The sequence below is a fragment of the Sorangium sp. So ce426 genome, assembly GCF_051475585.1.
Taxonomy (GTDB): Bacteria; Myxococcota_A; Polyangia; order Polyangiales; family Polyangiaceae; genus Sorangium; species Sorangium cellulosum_B.
Genome location: NZ_CP150341.1, coordinates 12,134,439 through 12,153,648 on the forward strand (window position 1 = coordinate 12,134,439; position 19,210 = coordinate 12,153,648).

General features: G+C 70.8%; 14 protein-coding genes. 5 read left to right on the forward strand and 9 right to left on the reverse strand.

Going from position 1 to position 19,210, the window contains the following annotated elements; genetic code table 11:
* Positions 1 to 57: 57 nt before the first annotated feature.
* From WMF44_RS45565 to WMF44_RS45585, 5 genes are all read right to left on the reverse strand, one after another.
* The gene (locus WMF44_RS45565) at positions 58 to 579 is read right to left on the reverse strand and encodes a hypothetical protein (protein ID WP_437296305.1); all 522 of its coding nucleotides are present in this window, start codon (positions 577 to 579) and stop codon (positions 58 to 60) included.
* A 1-nt stretch (position 580) separates the two neighbouring features.
* Positions 581 to 1,621, reverse strand: a complete 1,041-nt coding sequence (locus tag WMF44_RS45570) for a hypothetical protein (RefSeq protein ID WP_437296306.1) — start codon at positions 1,619 to 1,621, stop codon at positions 581 to 583.
* Positions 1,618 to 3,846: a hypothetical protein gene (locus WMF44_RS45575; protein WP_437296307.1), complete on the reverse strand. Its 2,229-nt coding sequence runs from the start codon at positions 3,844 to 3,846 to the stop codon at positions 1,618 to 1,620. The genes WMF44_RS45570 and WMF44_RS45575 overlap by 4 nt, the downstream gene beginning before the upstream one ends.
* Entirely contained in the window at positions 3,843 to 5,231 is a 1,389-nt protein-coding gene (locus WMF44_RS45580) for a hypothetical protein (RefSeq protein WP_437296308.1), read from the reverse strand. Before WMF44_RS45580 ends, WMF44_RS45575 begins: the two co-directional genes overlap by 4 nt.
* A gap of 644 nt (positions 5,232 to 5,875) precedes the next feature.
* Positions 5,876 to 6,670, reverse strand: a complete 795-nt coding sequence (locus WMF44_RS45585; RefSeq protein ID WP_437296309.1) for a hypothetical protein — start codon at positions 6,668 to 6,670, stop codon at positions 5,876 to 5,878.
* 102 nt (positions 6,671 to 6,772) lie between these two features.
* On the opposite strand from WMF44_RS45585, the gene WMF44_RS45590 reads away from it, so the two are divergent.
* Together WMF44_RS45590 and WMF44_RS45595 are read left to right on the forward strand one after the other, a co-directional pair.
* A complete protein-coding gene (locus tag WMF44_RS45590; RefSeq protein ID WP_437296310.1) occupies positions 6,773 to 7,606 on the forward strand; it encodes a hypothetical protein in 834 nt (277 codons plus the stop codon).
* A gap of 186 nt (positions 7,607 to 7,792) precedes the next feature.
* Positions 7,793 to 9,028, forward strand: a complete 1,236-nt coding sequence (locus WMF44_RS45595) for an STAS domain-containing protein (protein ID WP_437296311.1) — start codon at positions 7,793 to 7,795, stop codon at positions 9,026 to 9,028.
* Positions 9,029 to 9,136: 108 nt separating this feature from the next.
* Here WMF44_RS45595 and WMF44_RS45600 read toward each other — a convergent pair whose 3' ends face one another.
* Both WMF44_RS45600 and WMF44_RS45605 read right to left on the reverse strand, forming a co-directional pair.
* Entirely contained in the window at positions 9,137 to 10,729 is a 1,593-nt protein-coding gene (locus WMF44_RS45600; RefSeq protein WP_437296312.1) for a type VI secretion system Vgr family protein, read from the reverse strand.
* 648 nt (positions 10,730 to 11,377) lie between these two features.
* Positions 11,378 to 13,255, reverse strand: a complete 1,878-nt coding sequence (locus WMF44_RS45605; protein ID WP_437296313.1) for a DUF2169 family type VI secretion system accessory protein — start codon at positions 13,253 to 13,255, stop codon at positions 11,378 to 11,380.
* A 71-nt stretch (positions 13,256 to 13,326) separates the two neighbouring features.
* Here WMF44_RS45605 and WMF44_RS45610 point away from each other — a divergent pair, with 71 nt between their 5' ends.
* Together WMF44_RS45610 and WMF44_RS45615 are read left to right on the forward strand one after the other, a co-directional pair.
* The gene (locus WMF44_RS45610; RefSeq protein ID WP_157907324.1) at positions 13,327 to 13,665 is read left to right on the forward strand and encodes a hypothetical protein; all 339 of its coding nucleotides are present in this window, start codon (positions 13,327 to 13,329) and stop codon (positions 13,663 to 13,665) included.
* Positions 13,666 to 13,699: 34 nt separating this feature from the next.
* The gene (locus WMF44_RS45615; RefSeq protein ID WP_437296314.1) at positions 13,700 to 14,722 is read left to right on the forward strand and encodes an aminoglycoside phosphotransferase family protein; all 1,023 of its coding nucleotides are present in this window, start codon (positions 13,700 to 13,702) and stop codon (positions 14,720 to 14,722) included.
* 230 nt (positions 14,723 to 14,952) lie between these two features.
* Here WMF44_RS45615 and WMF44_RS45620 read toward each other — a convergent pair whose 3' ends face one another.
* Positions 14,953 to 16,317: a hypothetical protein gene (locus tag WMF44_RS45620; protein WP_437296315.1), complete on the reverse strand. Its 1,365-nt coding sequence runs from the start codon at positions 16,315 to 16,317 to the stop codon at positions 14,953 to 14,955.
* A 289-nt stretch (positions 16,318 to 16,606) separates the two neighbouring features.
* Positions 16,607 to 18,076, reverse strand: coding sequence for a cellulose binding domain-containing protein (locus WMF44_RS45625; protein WP_437296316.1), 1,470 nt, complete (start codon positions 18,074 to 18,076; stop codon positions 16,607 to 16,609).
* A 327-nt stretch (positions 18,077 to 18,403) separates the two neighbouring features.
* Here WMF44_RS45625 and WMF44_RS45630 point away from each other — a divergent pair, with 327 nt between their 5' ends.
* Positions 18,404 to 19,198, forward strand: coding sequence for an ABC transporter ATP-binding protein (locus tag WMF44_RS45630; RefSeq protein WP_437296317.1), 795 nt, complete (start codon positions 18,404 to 18,406; stop codon positions 19,196 to 19,198).
* The last annotated feature ends 12 nt before the right edge of the window (positions 19,199 to 19,210 follow it).

Below are 19,210 nucleotides of genomic sequence, written 5' to 3' on the forward strand. Positions count from 1 at the left end.
CTCGGCGCTCCGCGCCTGCGCGCGGTCCGCCCCTCCCCAATCGCGCGCTCCGCGCGCTCAGGGAGGGGTGCGCCGTCCGAAGATGACGGAGGGGGCCTGCTCGATCTCCGGTCTGTCGTAGACGATCTCCCCTGCGTCATTCTTGCGATAGATCTGGAACACCTGGGCCGCTTCGCCCGAGGCGAGCTCCACGACTGCATGGATGGCGTCCACGTCCTCCGATGCACCTCGTTCACGGACCCGTACGTCTCGATAGAGCGCGACCGCCCGGAGCTCCTCGGCCGCCGCGCGCTGCCGGAATGCGGTCGTGAGAAGCGTCCAGCCGTCAACACCGCCGTGCGGCGCCACACCGATGGCATACTTCCCGGCGGCGTCGATCGCGATCGAACCGGGGAGAAATGTTCCCTGTCCCTCCAGAGCACTCTTTACGACGTCGAGTACCAGCCCAACGAGACGCGAGAGCTCGCCCATCCTTTCGCCATGGTCATTGCTCATAAACGATATATCCCGATTCTGATGGTTGACGGCGACCTCGATGGAATATCGCGGGCCGCGACGCAGAGCGAATAGATCCTTCACGTCATGACGTGATATCGAGCAGGAGGAGGGCGTCCGCCCAGAGCGGCCAGAGCGTGCGGTACGGGTGCGTCGCCAGCACCACCCCGCCGCTCGGGAGGCGACGCACGTGGTAGGGAGCATGGCGCTCGATGAATTGGACGTGTTTGCGCGACGTCACGTCCACCTCGCACGTCGGCGCGCCCTCCTTCGTCGCTCCGATGGTCTCAAGGGCGGCCGATTCGACGGTGCGCCATTCCTCATCCGCTACCGCGGACGCTTCGAGTGCGTCGAGCAGAGCAGCCGGTGACTCCGTGAGCGCCTTGAGGACCGCTTCGCGCGAAAGCTGAGCGCCGCCCTCAACAACGACGCGCGCTCCGCGCGGCGCGGCGTCGACGCGCGCGTGCAACACGTCCGTTGGCATTCCCGCGGAATGTGCGACTTTGTCACCATCCTGCAGGTTTACCCACGTGAGGGCGAGATCGTGTGCAACCAACGCCGCGTTGGCGTGATAGGTCGCGCACGCCTTGGTGGGCGGCCCCCAAGCCGCGAATTCCGTCCAGGCGCCGGCCGACACGCGCGCACGCGCATCCGGCGCGCAGAGGCGGACCAGAAGATCTTCGAGATCCTGCTGGACCTGCACCGCCAGGATCGCCGCCTCGACCTCGACAGAGCGGGTACCGCCGAGGGCGATGCGAAGGCTCCAGGGAAGTAGATCGGTGCGATCGCCGGGGCTTGCGCATAGAGGACCGGAGGGATACCGGCGCTCCCACTCTTCGCCATTGCATTCGATGGCGAGCTCGATTGCGCTGCCGGAGCTAAGCTTCACGCCGAAGGATGCGAAGACATGCGTCCCTGCGGTGAATCCTGCGCGCACCGTCGCGACCGTCTCGCTCAGGGGGACCGTATCGCGCCATCGCCAGGTGCTATCGGGATGGTCGATGGACTCGATGTGGAAGCCGCACGTTCCCCCCGGGATGACGAGAGCAGACAGAGCCGCCGCGAGCGCGTCGACCCTGTCCGCCTCGTCACACCATGCATAGAGCCAGGGACCTGACACACTCATAGCTGGATCACCATGACCAGGTTCCTAAAGCCTTCAATCTTGATGCGCTTACCCGTGAGCGCGTCGACTAGATAGCCGTCCTTGACGATCTTGTTCTCGTTCTTGAGCGACGCACCCTTGGGGGTGATGAACTCGATCCGTTCGACGTCGCCGGCGAGTCCTTTGTCGCTCAGTTTCTTCATCGCATTCTCCAGTTGCGTGAGTGCGTGGTCGATGTCGACCTTCCCGGTGGCACTGTCGATGTCCTTCACCTCGGTCAGGGCCAGCTTGTTTCCCTTGGTCACGGTGAGAAAGTCGGGAGCCCTTCCCAAGGTCGTACTTGGAGGCGACTCCTTCAGGATGTCCAGCACCCGGCGCACTCCGTCGTCGCCGACGCCGATCAGCGCCCGCCCGTCGTCCAGCATGAACTTGGCCGCCTTCTTCTCCATCGCATCGAGTGGCTTGCTCGTGACTGCCCCGCGCAGCGTCTTGTACCAGGTGCGCCGGGGCGCGCGCAGCGCTGTGGCGAGCTCCTCGCCCATCTGCGCGATCTCCTCGGCGACCCGGATCGCATCCGGCGTCAGCCCGCCGACCCCCTTGATCGCGCGCCACATCGGCACGACCGCCCCGAGCCCAAACCCCACCCCCGAGAAGATCCGCTCCTCGGTGCTGAGCTCCTCCCCCGACGGCAGGCACCACGTCTTGCCCGTGACCGCCTCGCACAGGTCGAGCGCCGGCCCGACCACCGGCACGAAGCCGACCCCGATGCGCGTCGTCGCGTGCACCAGCGTCTGCATCACCTCCGCGTACGCCCCGAACCCCTCGGCGACGGTCGACATCGCGCCCGCGAACGCGCTGATCGTCTGGTAGAGCTGCGTCTGCTCCAGGTCGAGCCCGTCCCCCGTCCACTGGTTCAGGCTATCCTTCATCTGGTCGGCGAGCGCGTCGAACCGCGGCTTCAGCACCGTGTCCACCTGCGCCCGCAGGTCCGGCGGGACGGGCGTGTCGATGAACCAGTCCGACGCATCCATGAACCGCCGCACGACCGCCGTGATCCGGTTCTGCGCCTTCAGGAACGCGTTGGTCTCCGCCAGCGACACCCCCATCCGGTCGCGCAGCGCGATCTCCAGCGCCGCGCTGTTGTCCCGCCACGCCCGCACGTTCGCCACGAAGTCCGCCCGCGCGACCACCACCCCGCCGCTCACGTCGGCCTCCAGCGCCGCGATCACGCCGTCCGCATACGCCGCGTACGGGTCTCTCCCCTCCTCGAACGCTCCCTCTACCTCGGCGATGTCGGGCACCTCGACCCACGGCACCTCGCTCTCCCCGAGCGCGTACGCCCACGGGTCGTCCGGGTTCCATCCCTCGGCGCGCGCGTCCTGCGTCGCGAGGTCCCCCACCTCGTCGGCCTGCGCGCCGAACTCGTCCATCAGCCGCGCGAGCTCGTCCTCCAGGTCGCTGACGCTCTTCTTCAGGTCGTCGACGAGCTGCTCCATCGCTGCCCGCGTCGCCGGGTCGACAACGTCCTCGTACCGGTCGAGGATCGCGTCGAGGTCGGTCCGCGAGATCTCGTCCAGCGGCCGGCTCACCAGGTCGTGCAACTCGGTGTCGAGCTGCCGCAGCAGATCCATCCGCGCCCGGAGGTCCGCTATCTTGGCGGCGTTCCGGAGGATCGCCTCCATCAGCTTGCCGATGGCGACCTCCAGCTCCGCGATGTCGCGCGCGAGCGCCGGGTTGATCTCCGCGAGGCTGAGGTCGGCCACGGTGCTGCCCTCGAAGCCGGTCCCGTCGCGGCGGATGTCGAAGAGCGGCTTGTTCAGCCCGAGCGGTTCGGAGACGAGGTGCACCACCTCGCGCGCGTGGGTACACCAGTCGGAGCCGTTCGCGGTGTGTACCCTGAAGTGGAACTCGTTGGTGCCCGTGCGGAGCAGCATCGAGTCGAACTCTGCCTCGAACGTGTTGCTCCGCGAGCCGTCGCCGTGGGTCTGCAGCGCGCCCGGAACCCCATAGGTGGGCAGCGGCGTCTGGTTCACCTCGAAGAACGCGTCGCCCTCGGTCTCCAGCTCGGTAGACCCGCAAGAGTTGGCGTCCTCGTCGCTGCTCCACAGCATGCTGTACGGCGTGCGGGTGCGCGCCCACGCCGGCGACGGCGCCAGCACCGCCAGCACCGCGATCAGCGCGACGACCTTCTGGAAGCCCGCGGCGATCCGCCCGCGCAGCGTGACGAGATCCTTCGAGCGGCTCATGTCCCCTCCGCGCCGCGCACGGCGGCGTCATACGCGATCGCGGCGCCCTTCACGTCGCCCGCGTCGAGCCTCGCCTGCGCCGCGTCGAGCTCCGCCGCGCCCATCCCCTTCTCCCGCAGCGCCGCGAGGCCCGCCGCGATCTTCTGCGGCAAGCCCGTCCTGAGCTCGGCCTCCGCGGCGTCGAGCTGCCCTCGGAGCGTCGCGCACCCGGCCTCTCGCCACGAGGACGGCGCCGCCTCGCAGAGCGGCCGCATCTGCACCAGCGCCAAGAGCTCCCCGCACCGCTCGGCCAAGAGCGGCAGCCCGAGCCGCTCGCTCACCGGCGGCGCCGCGGAGAGCGCCGCGACCCGTGCGCGCGCTCCCTCGCTGAACACCTCCGATGCCTTCTGGCTCCGCGCCCGCCCGATCGCCTCGCGCGCCCCCTCGTCTGCCTCCAGCGCGACGAGCGCCTGCCGGCGCAGCGCGATGCCGCCGAGCAGCGCCGTCGCGGTCGCGTCGCTCCGGGCGACCCGCCGCTGCACATACCCCAGCATCGCGCTCAGCGAGCGCAGCGCGCCCGACGTCATGTCCGGCACCACCGCGCCGTGCGTCGCAAGGAACTCCCTGTGCGGCGCGATCGCCTCCTCGAACGAGACCGCGAACGCCTGGAGCTCCGCCGACAGCGTCATCGCCTCCGCGGCGAGCTCGCTCGGCGCCCGGCTCGCCCCGCGCGCCGCCGCGAGCACCGCCTGCTCCACGCCGTCGAGCTCGTCGATCGCCGATCGCGACGCCTGCGCCGAGAGCGCCGCGTACGCCGCCGTCTCCGCCGCCTCGGTCGCGCGGTAGGCGGCGAAGCGCGCCGCCGCGCCCGCGTACCTGGATTGCAGCGGCGCGCCCTCGTCCCTGGCTCGATCGAGGACGGCCTGCACGGCGGCCATCGCCAGCTTGTCCGCCGCGATCGCTGCGGCGAGGGGCCCCCGCTCAGCGCTCGCCTTGCCGGTCATCGCCTCGTTGAAGTTGTCGGCCGCATGGATCGGCTCTGCCTGGAGGGCCTCCTCCTGGCTATCCCTGATCAGCCGGAGCAGCTTACCGAGCTCGCCGTGGAGCGTCGCCCGGAGCGACTCGGCGTGCTTCTTCTCGTCGCGCACATAGGACACGACCCGATCGATGGTGTCGAACCAGGCCCCGAGCTCCGCCTCGTTCGCGATGAGCTCCTCGGGCGTCACGCGACCCGACCACCGCGCCCACATGAATATCGGCAGCTCGCCGTCCGCCTCGGCCTTGTTCCACGCGCTGGCCGGGCCCTCGCTCGCGTCGACGCAGTGCTCGACGACGCCGGTATTCGGAATCGCGCAAATCCTCCCGCTCAGGGGTTCGTCGTCGCGATCCCACAGGCACCCGGGCACGGTCGCACCAAGCACCAGGGCGGCAAGAGCCGCCGCAACGATCGTCGCCAATCGCACCGTTCTCATCTCATTGCCTCCACCCCACGACTTTTCTCGCCCGGGCACGCTCGCCCGCCCCTTTTTCAGGCGCAAGCGTCCTCACGAAAGCGATAGGACATTGCGCGGCCGTGGATCGCGCCCTCGTGCGCCATATCGTCCGTCGCCAACGCAAGGACCGTCGCCGGACCGGGGAGGTGTCCTCCGGTGCATCCGACGGGAGTCTGTGGTGACGCCAGCGCCGTCCACCGAAGCGCAGGGGACGCAGGGACGTGTGGGGCTCGCCGCAGCAGCCCGTCCACAAGCGACGAGCCCAGGGCGAGACGACGCTGGAGCCGCTCCACAAGCGACGAGCCCAGGGCGAGACGACGCAATAGCCGCTCCACAGGCGGCGAGCCCAGGGCGAGACGACGCTGGAGCCGTGGGAAAGGCGAGGGGCCGGCGGCCCCGGAGCCGCCGATCGCTTCGGAAGGGTTGCGCCCGCGGCGACGGCCGCGGGGAACGGCTCGGAGCGCGCTTTGCCGCGGGAGCATCGCGTTTCCCGGCCGTGGCAGCGCGAGTTGGGGAGCGGAGGGGCCGCTTTCAGGCTCGGCCCGCGCGGCCGGCGGTCAGTCGCCTTCGAGCGCTGGAGGCGATCCGGGCGAGGCGGGCTCCTCGGGGGGCGGCGCGTCGTCCTCCTCGGCTGCGGTCCGGCCGGGCCTGCGGCCGGAGGGGCGCACCTTGGCGGCGAGATCCTCGAGGCCGGCGAACGTGAAGCTCGCGGCGAGCAGCGAGGCGCCCTGGCCGAAGCTCTTGTCGCTCTTGCGCATGGCGCTCTGCTTCGCGCGCAGCGTCGCCTCCTTCTCGCGCTCCTCGGTCGCGACCTTCGCGAGCGCCTTCTTCAGCGCCGGCAGCTCGGCCGCGATCTCGTCGGCGAGCGCGGCGCGATCGAGCTTCATCGACGCGCGCCTCGGCTTCGGGAGCTTGATCTCCGCGTCCCGCAGGGCGCTCGCGACCCGCTCGCCGGCCGTGACGAGCACGGAAGGGTCCTCGGGGACGGCCCCGTCCAGCAGCAGCTTGCGCAGGCCTGCCGGCCCGAATGCAGCATCGACGGCGGCGCGGCCGTCGACGAGCACCGAGCGCAGCCGGGCTGCCGCCTCGTCGCGCGCCTCGCGGGGCGCGGCGTCGTCGGCGAGCTCGCGTTCGTGCGCGTCGTCGGCCGCCACCAGCGCGGCCGTGTCCGCGGCGAGCCGGCGCGCGACGAGGCGCATGAGCAACGCCACGTCGGGCATCTTCTCGCCGGACCTCAGGCAGGGCGCGAGCTCGGCCGCAATCCCCTTCGCGATCTCCTCGGCGTGCGTCTCGGCCGACGCGGCCACGGCGCGGCTGGACTTGTCCCTGTCGGTCACCAATTTCGACGCCATCCATCCCTCCTTGTCGGGGAACGCGGCCGGAACGGCCGCAACATGGCCCGACAGGCTCGTTGATCCGCGAGCGCATCGCAAGCGCCGGCGAGCGCCGGAACGATGCTCGCCGCCACCGGCTTTGGCTCCTCGGAGCGCGCGGTCGCGACCCGTGGCGCGCGGCTCCGCGGTCGCGACCCGCGGCTCGAGCTCTCTCCATACTTTGCACCGGCGCTGCGTTCACCTCCCTTCGCCCGTTCCCCGCCTGCTCCGGCGTCGATATCCCACCTGGCGTTTCCGGGTGGAATGGCTCCCCCACCACGCCTCGGTATCGACGCGAACCCGCTGCTTTCGTTACGCTTCCTGATCCGGCCCATGACTCGTCCCGAAGATGCTGCCCGGAAGAACATCGACGAAGCGCTGACGACTGCCGGCTGGGCCGTGCAGGACAGGCAGGCGATGAACCTCGATGCGGCGCATGGCGTCGCCGTCCGGGAGTTCCCGTTGAAGCGCGGTCACGGCTTCGCCGACTACCTGCTTTACGTCGGCGGCGAGGCGGTCGGTGTGATCGAGGCGAAGGAGGTCGGCACCACGCTCACCGGTGTGGAGGGGCAGATTGAGAAGTACTCCGCCGGGCTCCCGGACCTCCTGCCGGCGCCGGTGCGGCCGCTGCCGTTTCTTTACGAGTCCACCGGTGTCGAAACGCCCTTCACCAGCCGGCTCGACCTTCGTGCACGACGAGGGCAAGCTCCGTTTCGCCTTCGACAGCGACTGGAAGATCCTGAAATGGGACGACCACGGCGCGTATGTCGTCCAGACCGGCCCAGTCCATGGCCTCGTGGTCACGAACCTGCCGTGACGCGCTCCCGGCATCCCCGGCACCGCACCTCTCACCACCTCTCCCGCTCCGGTCGACGCAAGCGGCGCCTCGCCGTCCTCGGGCCCACCTCGCCGTAGCTCATTCAGTGGCGAGCCGGCTCACCGTCTTGCCGCGGAGCGCCCGCCACGCTAGCGCTAGCGCCCCCACGCCGTGGCGCGTTTCTCCCGGCTCAATCGCATGACGGCCGCCAGGGAGCTCTTTCGCAGCCTGCTCCGTTCACGATACACTTATCCTTCTCTGTTCTCTGAGGAGTCGTGAGACTGATGGAATCTGCCTCCAGTGTGTTGCTCGGCGAGCTCTTCGCCCGCTCTCCCGATCTGCTCTTCATCGCCTCGGCCGACGGAGCGCTGCTCCACGGGAGCGGCGGACTCCGCGAGGCGCTGGGCCCCGGGGTCGAGGGGGGCGCGCGCCTCGCGGATCTCGCGCACCCGGACGATCGCGCCGCGCTCTCGGCGGCCTGGTCGTCGCTCCTTCAGAGGGACGAGCCCGTCTCGTTCAGCGTGCGCCTGCGCGACGGCGGCGGCGCCTACCGGCCGCTGTCGTGCAGCGCCAGCCGGTCGTCCGACCGGAGCGCCGTCCTCGGCTCGCTCCGCCCCGCGCCCGCGGCCGCCGCCGCGACGCCGGTGACGCCGGTGACGCCGGTGACGCCGGTGACTGAGAACGAGCTGAGCACGCTCCGGCTCAAGGCGCGCCTCCTCGACGGGCTCGTCGAGCACGTGGATCCCATGACGGTATGGGCGCTCGACGGCGACGGCATCTACGTCTATCACGACGGCAAGTCGGTCGCGAAGGCCGGGTTGAAGCGGGGGCAGCACGTCGGGAGCAGCATCTACGACCTCTATGCGGCCACCCCGGAGGCCGCCGCCGACATGCGGCAATGGTACGACGGCGAGGTGCGCCGCGGTCGCGGCGAGGCGCACGGCGCCGACTGGGACACCTGGCTCATCCCGCTCCGCAGCGAGCCCGGCGGCCGCGTCGACGGCGTGCTCGGGGTCTCGCTCGACGTGTCGGACTCCAGGCTCGTCGAGAAGGAGCTGCGCATCCAGCTCGACCAGATCGCGGCGCAGCAGAAGGTGATCCGCGATCTCTCGACGCCGATCATCGAGGTCTGGGACGGCGTGCTCACGCTCCCCATGGTCGGCACGGTCGACAGCGTCCGCACCGCCGAGGTCATGGACAGCCTGCTCGCGCAGATCGTCGAGAAGCGGGCGCGCTTCGCCATCCTCGACCTCACCGGCGTCGAGGTCGTCGACACCCGGGTCGCGAGCCACCTCATCCAGCTCATCACCGCCATCCGCCTCCTCGGCGCGGACGGCATCGTCGCCGGCATCAAGCCGACGGTAGCCCAGACCATGGTCGCGCTCGGCCTCGACCTCACCCAGCTCAACACGCAGCGCAACCTGCGCGCCGCGCTCAACTACGCCATCCGGGCCATGACAGGCGCCCAGGGCGCCTCCCACGGCGCGAGCCCCGCGCCCGGCAAGAAGCCCGCTCCCTGAGCGGCGTCATCGCCCGCCGCCCGGGGGGGGCCGTGCGCGGCTTACTCGTCAAGAAGCCCGCTCCCTGAGCGGCGCCATCGCCCGCCGCCCGGGGGGGCCGTGCGCGGCTCACTCGTCCACGAGATCGAAGACGATACCTCCCTGCGTCTTGATCCGGTGAGTCGACCGGTTCGCGCTGTTGACCGGTGAGGGTGTCAGCGGGTTGGGCGCGGCGCCCACGATGACCGGCCGATCCGGGTCGCCGTTCACGAAGGCGATGAGCACCTCGGTCCCCGGCTTGAGCGGGAAATGCGTGCCGTAGTTCGCTCCGGCGTGGTTCTGGAGCATGCGCACCGGCCTGGACGTCAGGCCGCCCGCAGCCCCCGTATCGAACAGGAACCGGACCATGTACCTGCCCTGATCGTCGATCTGCGCGTTGTTGCCCCCGCCCCCCGGCCCGGCGTCGACGATCCCCGTGACGACGCCGCCGATCCGGGGCGTCGGGGTGACGCGCGGCGGCCGGTACGTGTTCTTGCCCGGGATCGCGCGGAAGGTGTTCACGTAGCGCCGCGGCTCGTCTCTGCCGGTCAGCAGCGTCGCGCGGTGCTCCACCTCGACGAAGAGCAGGTCGAGCGACTCCAGGTTCGGGTGCCCTTCCAGCGTCGATCGCGCGCCCGCGCCGAGCCCGCACACCGCGCTCCTGCCCGCGTACACGAGCTGCGTCGCCTGCCGCTCCTCGGCCCGGACCTGCGCCAGCGCCTTCCCCTCCGCCGGCGTCTTGTAATGGCCGCCGTACTCGACCACGCCCCCCGCGTACCCCGTGGGGAGGACGTGCTCCGCCGTCAGATCGAGCATCGGTTGCCGGTAGTTGTAGTCGCGGGCGACATACACGCTCGGCACCAGCCGCGATCTCGCCTCGAGCTCGAAGACGTCGCGCGTGTCATTGTTCTCGCGGAACTGGACGGACTCGGCGCCGGCCGCGGGCTCGAAGCCGGCGCCGTCGGTGAAGACCATCGTGTCCTGCCCGTCCTGGTGCTCGAAGAAGAAGCTGATCCCGGCGTGCTCGGCCAGGCGGCTGATGAAGGCGAGATCGGTCTCCTGGTACTGCACCACGAACTCCCGCGGCGCGTACGTGCCCGTCAGCCTGAGCGCCACGTCGCTCCCGCTCAGGCCCACGAGCTCGAGCTTCTGCTTGATGAGATCCGGCACCGCCTTGTTCATCGAGGTCTCCGTGGTCTCGACCAGCGCCAGCCGGTAGGCGCGCGGGACGATGTGCAGGCGGTACGCCCGGTGGTCGCGCAGGTTCGCGAGCATGTCGTGGACCTCCGCGACCATCCCGTGGACGCGCCGCACCTCGACCCTGTTCTGCTCGAAGACGATCGCGACGCTCTCGCCCGTGAAGGTCTGCCCGTCGACCCCGGCGTCGCTCGGACAGACCACCTCGACGTCGAACGTGAAGAGCTGGGAGATCGCTTCGCGCCCCGACAGCCTGCTCACCTGGAGGAGGTCGGACGAGAAGCCGGAGAGCTCGAGTCGAATGTTCAGCAAATCGGCGAGCCCGCTCGCCGTCCCCGTCGATCCCTCCTTCGTGACCTGGGAGAGGGTCTCCTGCCGAGGGGCGCCCGAATCGGCGAGCCTGCTCACCGTCCTCGTCGATCCCTCCTTCGTGACGTGGGAGAGGGGCTCCTGCCGAGGGGCGCTTGAAACGGCGAGCCTGCTCATCGTCGTCGTCGAACCATCGTTCGTGACGGGGGAGGGGGTCTCCTGCCGAGGGGCGTCTGAAACGGCGAGCCTGCGCACCGACTTCGTCGGTTCAAGTTTCGTGGCGTGGGAGAGGGTCTCCTGCTGAGGGGCGTCTGAAACGGCGAGCCTGCGCATCGTCGTCGTCGAACCATCGTTCGTGACGGGGGAGGGGGTCTCCTGCTGAGGGGCGTCTGAAACGGCGAGCCTGCGCACCGACTTCGTCGGTTCAAGTTTCGTGGCGTGGGAGAGGGTCTCCTGCTGAGAGGCGCCAGAATCGGCGAGCCTACTCACCGTCTTCGTCGGTTCAACGTTCGTGACGTTGGAGAGGGGCTCCTGCTGAGGGGCGTCTGAATCGACGAGCCTACTCACCGTCTCCGTCGGTTCAACGTTCGTGACGTGGGAGAGGGTCTCCTGCTGAGGGGCGTCTGAATCGGCGAGCCTGCTCGCGGTCCTCGTCGAATCATCGTCCGTGACGTGGGAGAGGGTCTCCTGCTGAGGGGCATCTGAATCGGAGGGTCTGCGCGTCGTCATCGTCGATCCATCCTTCGTGACGTGGGGGAGGGGCTCCTGCTGAGGGGCGCCTCGCCCGCGGGCGCCCCTCACGCTCGTCGATGCGGGCTCGGCGAGCTACCGTTTGCGATCGAAGCGTTCGTAAAGGCTCCTCCTCAAGGCGGGGGAAGGGGTCGGCAGCGCGGGGCGCTCGGGCGGTGGAGGCGGCGGCCTGCGGGGCGGCGGGGCCGGCGGCGGCTCGTCCGCCTCGGGGGAGCGCGCAGGCGAGGCGCTCAGCGTTGGCCTCGGCGGGGGAGGCGGCTCCGGCAGCAGCGGCTCCGGAGGTGGCGCCGCCGGCTCAGGCGCCGGGAGCGGCGCTGCCGCCGTTTCTGGCGCTTCCACGGCGGCTGGCACGAGCGCAGGGGGGGCCGCGAGCGCGCCGGCGCCGGAGGGGCCGGGCGCGCCGGCGACCGGCTCCCAGTCGTCTTCCATCGCGAGCGCGAGCGTGCCAGAGCCCGCGCGCTCCTCCGCCGTGACCGGCTCCCGGCTGATCATCGAGGGAGGCAGCGCGCCGCCCGGGGGCGCCGGCTGGAACGGGAGCGCCGGCTGGTCCGTCGCGCCGGCGTCCTCCTCGGGCAGCAGCGCCAGCGTCGCGGCGGGAGACCCCTTCGGCCCTTCTTCCACCGAGGAGATCGAGAGGGTCCCCGTGTCGACCCGCGGCCCGTGCGCGCCCTCGGCCGGCCCGGCGATGTCGCCGGGAGCCGACCCGGGGCGGAACGGCGTCGCCGCCGCCGAGGCGAGGGCAGCGGCCACCGCGCCAGCGTCCGAGAGGCTCACCGTGCGCGCCCCGGCGGCCGGCGCGGCCTGGGTCGCGCCCAGGGGGTCGCCGCCGTCGCCGTCGCCTCCCACGCCGCGCGCGCGGCCAGCCGCGTCGGCTGCCTTCGCGGGATCCTGGGCCGCGGCGCCCTGCTCCGCCGGCCTGTCGGGCCACTCGAGCGGCTCGCCGGGGAGCTCGACCCCCGCCACGAGGGTGGCCGCCGCGAGCGCGGCCTCGCCGGGGACGACCAGGCTGCCCCGGAAGACGAGGGTGCAGCGCTGCTCGTCGCCGTCGATGCGCAGGATGTCCGCGTTCAGCTCGAGCGGGTGGCCCTCGCCCACGCCGAAGGCCGAGAGGCCGTGGACGCGCGCTCGGCCGCGCGCCCCGGGCAGCCGCGTCCGGAAGCGCGGCAGCGTGGGGTGGAGCCCGTGGAGCTCGATCCACTCGCCGCCGCGCAGGTAACGCGTCCGCTGATCGGGGGGCGCCGCCTGGTAATAGGCCCACTCGAAGGGATCGGGGATCTCGGCGATGGCGGCGTCGAGCGCCTTGCGGGGCGTGGCCCCGAGCAGCCGCCTGCGCGCGGGCCAGGCGCGCGCGATGGGCCCGAAGCCGGCCGCGCGCGCCGGCTGGAGGGGATCGACGATGGTCGCCTCGGGCTCGGACGCGTCGCCCGTCCCCTGCACGCCGAGGAAGTTCTCCTGGTCGTTCTCCCCGCGGAGCGCCCGCTCGTACACGAGCGGCATCCGCTGGAACCCGGCCCTGTCCTTGACCAGGAGCTCCTTGTCGAGGAGGGGCCCGTCCTCATCGGAGATCGCGAGTCGCACGGGCAAGGCGTGCACGGGCGCGCCGGGCGGCGGCGCGTGGGCGTGGCCGGTAAAGAGCACGTCGGCGCGCTCCAGGTGCGGCGCCAGATCGCTCGTGAGCCGGACGCTCCGCCCTGGGTTGTTGCCGTGATGGACCTCCCCGTGGACGACCTGCTGCGGCTCGACCCTGGGCATCTCCGCGTCCGCCGCGAAGGCGAAGGTGGCCTTGACGATGACGGTGATGTGGAGCTCGCCCCGGCTGCGCCACGCGACGGCGGCGGCTGCTGCTCCGTTCAGCGGCGTGACCCTCACGGGCCCGGTCGCGCCGGCCGTCCCACGGTTCATCGCGCCCTTGTCCGCGCCCTTGTCCGCGCCCTTCGCCGCACCGTTCGCCATTCCGCGGCGTTATAGCACGGCTCTCGTCACGAACTTGCCGCCGCACTGCGCCCATGCCACCCACGGCGATCATGAAGCCGGCTGGAAACGCTCGTGCGCTGGGATCGGCGCTCGCCCTCCTCGTCATGATTGCCTCGTTCGGCTGCGACACGGTGGCGACGCTCGTCGCGCCCGCGGTGCCGGTGGTCATCGAGAAGGCGACCGCGCCCGGGGAGCCGGCCGCGCCCGAGGATCCCGCCGCGCCCGAGACGCCCGAGAGCCGGAAGTGCTGCTTCCGGAGCGGCGAGGGCGCCGCGAAGGTGTGCGAGAGCCAGGAGCGCTGCTGCTCCGGCAGGTACGACCGCAGCGCGTGCGAGGACTCGGGCGGTCTCTGGTTCAACAGCGCCGACGGCTGCGCCGGCGCCTGCTGAGCGTCTGGCTCGCTCCGCCGGCGTAGGAAAGGGAGTGCGCGAGCTCGACACCGACGCCCTGCTCCGGCTCGTGCAGCGAGCCACGGGCCATGTCCCGTCGTCGATGGTCCCGCTGCGCGGGGGCGTGTCGTGCAGGCGCTATCTGCGCGTCGTGACGCCGGCCGGGACGGCTGTCGCGATGTTCGCGCCGAGCGCGGGGGCCGACGGCGTCGCGGTCGGCGCCGCTCCCCCGCGGTGGCCGTTTCTCGAGGTGCACGCGCTCCTCCGCGAGCGCGGCGTCCGGGTGCCGGCGCTGCTCGCCGAGGACTGCGAGCACGGCCTGCTCCTCCTGGAGGATCTCGGGGACGCGACGCTCTCGGCCTTCGTCGAGCGCGCGCCCGCCCGCCGCGCCGAGGTCTACGCGCTGGCCGCGCGCGATCTCGCCCGGGCGCAGCGGGCGCTCGCGGCGCTCCCGAGCGGCTCGATCGTCGATTCGTGCGCGCTCGACGAGACGCTCCTGCGCTGGGAGCTCGACCATTTCCGCGCGTGGGCGCTCGACGCGCGCGGGCTCCGGCTGGGCGACGCCGCGCGGGCCGAGCTCGACGCCGTCTCGGAGCGCCTCGCCCGGCGCATCGCCGCGTGGCCGCGGGGGTTCGTTCACCGCGATTACCAGAGCCAGAACCTCATGGTCGTGGACGCGGCGGGCGGGGGCCTCGAGATCGCCTGGCTCGACTTCCAGGACGCCCTCCTCGGCCCGCGCGCCTACGATCTCGCGGCGCTCCTCAACGACAGCGCCCAGGACCTGGATCGCGCGTTCGTCGAGGCCCGGCTGGACGACTATGCGGCAGAAGCCTCGCTCGACAGGACGGCGCGCGACGCGCTCGGCCGGGAGTTCGATGTGCTCACGGTCCAGCGCAAGCTGAAGGACGCCGGGCGCTTCGTCTTTCTCGACCGCATCGGCGTGGATCCTACGTATTTGCGCTACGTCGAGCCCGCGCTCGCGAGGGCGCGCGCCGCGCTCGCGAGGCTGGGCGACGACGAGGACATGCGGGTGCTGGCGCGGCTCATCGCGTGGTGAGAGAGAGTTGGACGCCAAAAGACGCCAAGAGACGCCAAGAGACGCCAAGAGACGAGAGAAAAGGGGGCGCGTGGTCCTCGGAACGCCCTATCGACGACCCTGGCTATCTTGTCGCGAACAATCCTGTCTCTTTTCTGGCGTCTTCTGGCGTCTTCTGGCGTCTCTTGGCGTTTGAATCTGACATGCCTGGTCGTCGGCCGGCCGCATCTCGGCCTCGGGTGCTGTGCCGCTCAGAGCTCCGACTCCTCCAGAAAGCGCTGGAGGAACGTGACGGCGGTCTGCTCCCCAGCCTCGGGGAAGCCCCCGAACATCGCGAACTGGTGCCATACCCAGTCGGCGTTCAGATAGGTATCCTTCTCGCTCGCCTCGAGCGAGGAGCACACGTGATCCCAGCGCGGGTTCGCCCCGGGGAGATAGCCGCTCTTGTCGGGCGGCAGGCTGGTCAGGCGCGCTTCTTTCGAGGGGCCGGGGAGCTTCTGCTGGAGCGCCGCGTTCGCGTCGAGCTGGTGGCCGCCGGTCATCCGCAGGCGGCGCGAGGCGTCGCCGCCGAGCCAGCGCACGAGCAAGGCCTCGTTCTTGGCGATGCCGCGGGCGTCGAACGCGAACACCTCGCTCACGCGGTCCTTGTTGGCCGCGAGCGCCTGCCACAGGGCCAGCCCGCCGGCGCTGAAGCCGGCGAGCCCGAGCTTGCCGAGCCGCGCCCCGCCCTGTGCCGCGCCGATCTTCTGCGCGCCGCAGAGGAAGCGGAGCGCCGCCTCGGCGAGGCCGGGCAGGCTCGCCGTCGTGGCGGCGCCGAAGCTCGCCCCGCTCGGCCACGGGTGCAGCATGACCACCGCCCTGCCGCTCGCAGCGAGCGCCTCCTCGAAGCCGCAGCGGACATAGACCCAGCGGGACTGGTCGCGCGGATCGCGCTCGAACACGTCGCGCGCCCAGAACGACGCCCCGGGAGACGGGTCGGGCGCGAGCAGGTATCGATTCAGCCCGAACATCTCGTGACGCTGGTCGACCCGGGTATAAGCATACCCTTCCGGCCGGTAGAACACGAGGGCCGAGATCCCGCCGTCCGGCGGCGCATTGCAGGCCTCCGGGATGCTCGCGAACCAGATCTTCGGATCTCCCGCGGTGGCGCCGAGGACCACGAGCTCGGTCCCGGGCCGGTGCTCGCGCCGGTACTCGTCCGCATACCCGGCGTAAGCCATCCAGAACGGGGTGATATCGACGAAATCCGTCCTGATCTGGGCGAGCGCGAGGCCGGGCGTCGATTGCACGTCGATGAGCGGGTGAGCCTGCCCGAGCGCCGGGTCAGGGGCGGGGCTGAGCGCCGTCCCGCCGCTCGCCACGTCGAACGCCTGGTCGACCGACAGGACCTCTTCCTCCTGGGCGGGGACGTCCTCGAAGGCGTCGAACGCCGCCGAGAAGCGCGCGCTGAGCGCGACGCGCGACGCCCCGGCGGGGATCACGAACTCGCGCCGCCCCGGGCCCGAGCCGGCGAGCGGCAGCGGCGCGTCGTCGGCCGTCGCCTGCACGTCGGCGAGCGCGTCCGGCAGCAGCGGGCTGCCCGCATTGCGCCAGGTGACCCGGAGCCTCAGCGCCATGCGGCGCCCCGGATAGGAGGGCGCGCCCCGCCAGGAGGGAGCGCGGCGGCGTGGAGGGGGTCGACCGGGCCATCGCCGGCGAAGGGGGAGCGCTGCGGGGCGGAGGACACGGGGCGCCCACGGTACCAGAGGGCGCGGCCCGCGGGCGAGCGCGACCGGGCGCGGACGCCGCGCGGGGAGCCCGAGATGGGCTCTTCCCGTGTCGTTCGGCCGATCCTGCGGGCCGGCGCGCCGCGCCGCCGGGGGCTGTCTGGCCTCCTCGGCTGGCGCGGCGCCAATCGGCTGGACCTCAGCGGTTGCCGTTCGCGCAGTACCCGAACTCGACGTTCGTTCCAGGCTTGATCTTGGCGTTCCAGTTCACGCCGGTGAACACGAAGTCGGTGCCTTGCTTGACGGCGTTGGTGTTCCAGAAGTCACGGAGCGTTGCGCCGTTCGAGGGCACGTAGAGCTTCCACGTGGTCTCGCCGCTGTCGTTCTTCGTCAGCTTGATGTTGTTGCAGTAGCCGCCCGTCCACGTCGAGTTGGGGGTGATGCTGACGGTGATGTTGCCGCCCTCCACGCGCACGCCGGTCCCGGGGTTGCCCCCGCCGCTGCCGCCGCCGGTGCTGCTGCTGCTGCTGCTGCTCGACGAGGACGTGGTGGTGCCTCCGCCGCCGCCGCCGCCGCTGCCGGAGGTGCTGGAGCTGGAGCTGCTGGAGCTGGAACTGGAGCTGCTGGAGGTGGTGCTGCTGGAGCTGGAGCTGCTGCTGCCCTTCACCCGCGCGATGAAGCTGTCATAGCCGGCGACGTCGCCCGTCTGGGAGAGCATGACGATCGCGACGCCCATGTCGACGGCCTTGGCGACGTTGCTCTCGTTCAGCCAGGTGGAGTCGACGTTGATCGGGCCGCCGCCGAACGTGTACGCGTCCACGATGACGAGCGGCAGGCTGAGCGCGGTGGTGATCTCCTTGTAGGTGAAGTTGTCGATCTTGCCCGTGGTGAACGGGAATTGCTTGCCCGTGAGCCCGACGTACTTGACCACGCTGCGATCCCAGCCGTCGTAGAAGTCGCCGACCGACGACGCCCACTTGGTGGCCGACGGGCTGAACCACGGGCTGAAGTCGATGACCACCTTGCACGAGGGGCAGCCCGACTTGATGGCGCCGAGGATCTGGTTGATGAAGCTGTCGGACTCCGTCTCCGTGAGCGCGTTCTGCTGCGCCGTCTGCGAGAACTGGTACCAGTCCGGCTCGATGTGGATCAGCGCCTCGCGCCCTCCGAGGGCCCCGTTGATCCCTGCCGCCGCCTTCTGGTAGGCGCTCGCCATCGAGGCGATGTTGGCGCGCACGTACGCCGCGCCCCTCTGGCACAGCGGAGCGCCGCTGTTGCCGTCGCAGTCGTTCTCGGACCCGAGCCCCTTCTTCGTCATGTCCGTGGCGATGTAGCCGAAGAAGTAGGGGGTCTTCCCCGCGTTGACGATCTGCGTAAGCTTGTTCTTATGGGTGCTGGTGAAGCCGCCAGATTGCAACCAGTCCCCGACGGCGACCACATCGACGTTGGCGGGTCCGGACTGGGGCGGCGACCAGGTCTGGCTCCACTGCGGAGCGACGCCGAAGCGCATCTGCGATGCCGCCGCGGCCGCCGCTGCCTCATCGGCGAAAATCTCGTTCTCTTCGGAGGCGCTGGAACCATCGTCCGCGACAACGATGCACCCGCCGACAGCGGCGAGCAGGCACAGAGCTGCCCCAGCACCGAAAAGCGAACCCTTGATCTTCGTCATTGTCAATCTCCAAGTGACCGAGCGGCTCCGCGCCGCATCGGATTTTTCCACTCCCGAGTGCCAGCATCGGCTTGGCACGGGGCGCTTGTTGAAAGGAAGGTTCGGAGAGCGTTGCAACGGCCGGGCCATCGTCTCTCCAGAGCGGAGAACGCCGGTTCACGGGCGCATTCCGACGGTGCCTGTCCGCGAGAGATGGAGAGTGGGCCGATGGAGTGGATCGCCGAACCGGGGCACGGATGATCCACCGCGAACGGCCTGATTTCTCGGTGCGGGACGCCGGCAAGCGGGTAGTCTGCGCCCGATGAACCAGGACCGTGGAGTGGAGCGATGAGCGCGCCTGCGCTCATCGAGATCGAGGACGCCGAGGTCTTCCGCGGCGACACGCGCGTCTTCGAGGGGCTGTCGCTGCGCATCGAGCAGGGCGAGAACACCGCGATCCTCGGGCCCAACGGCGCCGGGAAGTCGACCTTGCTGCGGCTGCTCTCACGGGAAATCTATCCGGTCCACCGCGAGAGCTCGCATGTACGGATACTCGGTCGCGAAAGGTGGGAGGTGTCCGCACTGCGGCGCAGGTTAGGGCTCGTGTCGTACGAGCTGCAGATGGCCTATCCCCGGGGTGTGCGGGGCTCCGACGTGGTGCTCTCCGGCTTCTTCGCGAGCGCCGGGCTGCACGAGCACGAGCCGGCGACGGACGCGCAGCGCCGGCGCGCCGAGGAGGTGCTCCGTGACCTCGGCGTCGCGCACCTCGGCGAAAAGCCCATCGCGGAGATGTCCGCCGGCGAGCAGCGGCGCTGTCTGCTCGGGCGCGCCCTCGTGCACGACCCGGAGGCGCTTGTGTTCGACGAGCCGACGACGAGCCTCGATCTGAAGGCCGCGTTCGAGCTCATCGATCTGCTCAGGCGCCTCGCGCGGCAGGGCAAGACGCTGATCCTGGTGACGCACCATGTGCAGGAGATCCCGCCGGAGATCGGGCGGGTCGTCCTGCTGCGGAGTGGCCGCGTCTTCGCCGATGGCCCGAAGCGGGCGGTGCTGACCGACGACAACCTGTCCCGCCTGTTCGACGTGCCGCTCACCGTGGTCGAGCGCGACGGGTTCTTCCAGGTCTTTCCCCGATCTCTCTGAGACACGGAGTCT

Excerpts from the sequence above, each read along its gene's own strand:
- WMF44_RS45575 (WP_437296307.1), bottom strand. The coding sequence starts at position 3,846 with ATGAGCCGCTCGAAGGATCTCGTCACGCTGCGCGGGCGGATCGCCGCG.
- WMF44_RS45605 (WP_437296313.1), bottom strand. The coding sequence starts at position 13,255 with ATGGCGAACGGTGCGGCGAAGGGCGCGGACAAGGGCGCGGACAAGGGC.
- WMF44_RS45570 (WP_437296306.1), bottom strand. The coding sequence starts at position 1,621 with ATGAGTGTGTCAGGTCCCTGGCTCTATGCATGGTGTGACGAGGCGGAC.
- WMF44_RS45630 (WP_437296317.1), top strand. The coding sequence starts at position 18,404 with ATGAGCGCGCCTGCGCTCATCGAGATCGAGGACGCCGAGGTCTTCCGC.
- WMF44_RS45585 (WP_437296309.1), bottom strand. The coding sequence starts at position 6,670 with ATGGCGTCGAAATTGGTGACCGACAGGGACAAGTCCAGCCGCGCCGTG.
- WMF44_RS45625 (WP_437296316.1), bottom strand. The coding sequence starts at position 18,076 with ATGACGAAGATCAAGGGTTCGCTTTTCGGTGCTGGGGCAGCTCTGTGC.
- WMF44_RS45590 (WP_437296310.1), top strand. The coding sequence starts at position 6,773 with ATGCTCGCCGCCACCGGCTTTGGCTCCTCGGAGCGCGCGGTCGCGACC.
- WMF44_RS45620 (WP_437296315.1), bottom strand. The coding sequence starts at position 16,317 with ATGGCGCTGAGGCTCCGGGTCACCTGGCGCAATGCGGGCAGCCCGCTG.
- WMF44_RS45610 (WP_157907324.1), top strand. The coding sequence starts at position 13,327 with ATGAAGCCGGCTGGAAACGCTCGTGCGCTGGGATCGGCGCTCGCCCTC.
- WMF44_RS45600 (WP_437296312.1), bottom strand. The coding sequence starts at position 10,729 with ATGAGCAGGCTCGCCGTTTCAAGCGCCCCTCGGCAGGAGCCCCTCTCC.
- WMF44_RS45595 (WP_437296311.1), top strand. The coding sequence starts at position 7,793 with ATGGAATCTGCCTCCAGTGTGTTGCTCGGCGAGCTCTTCGCCCGCTCT.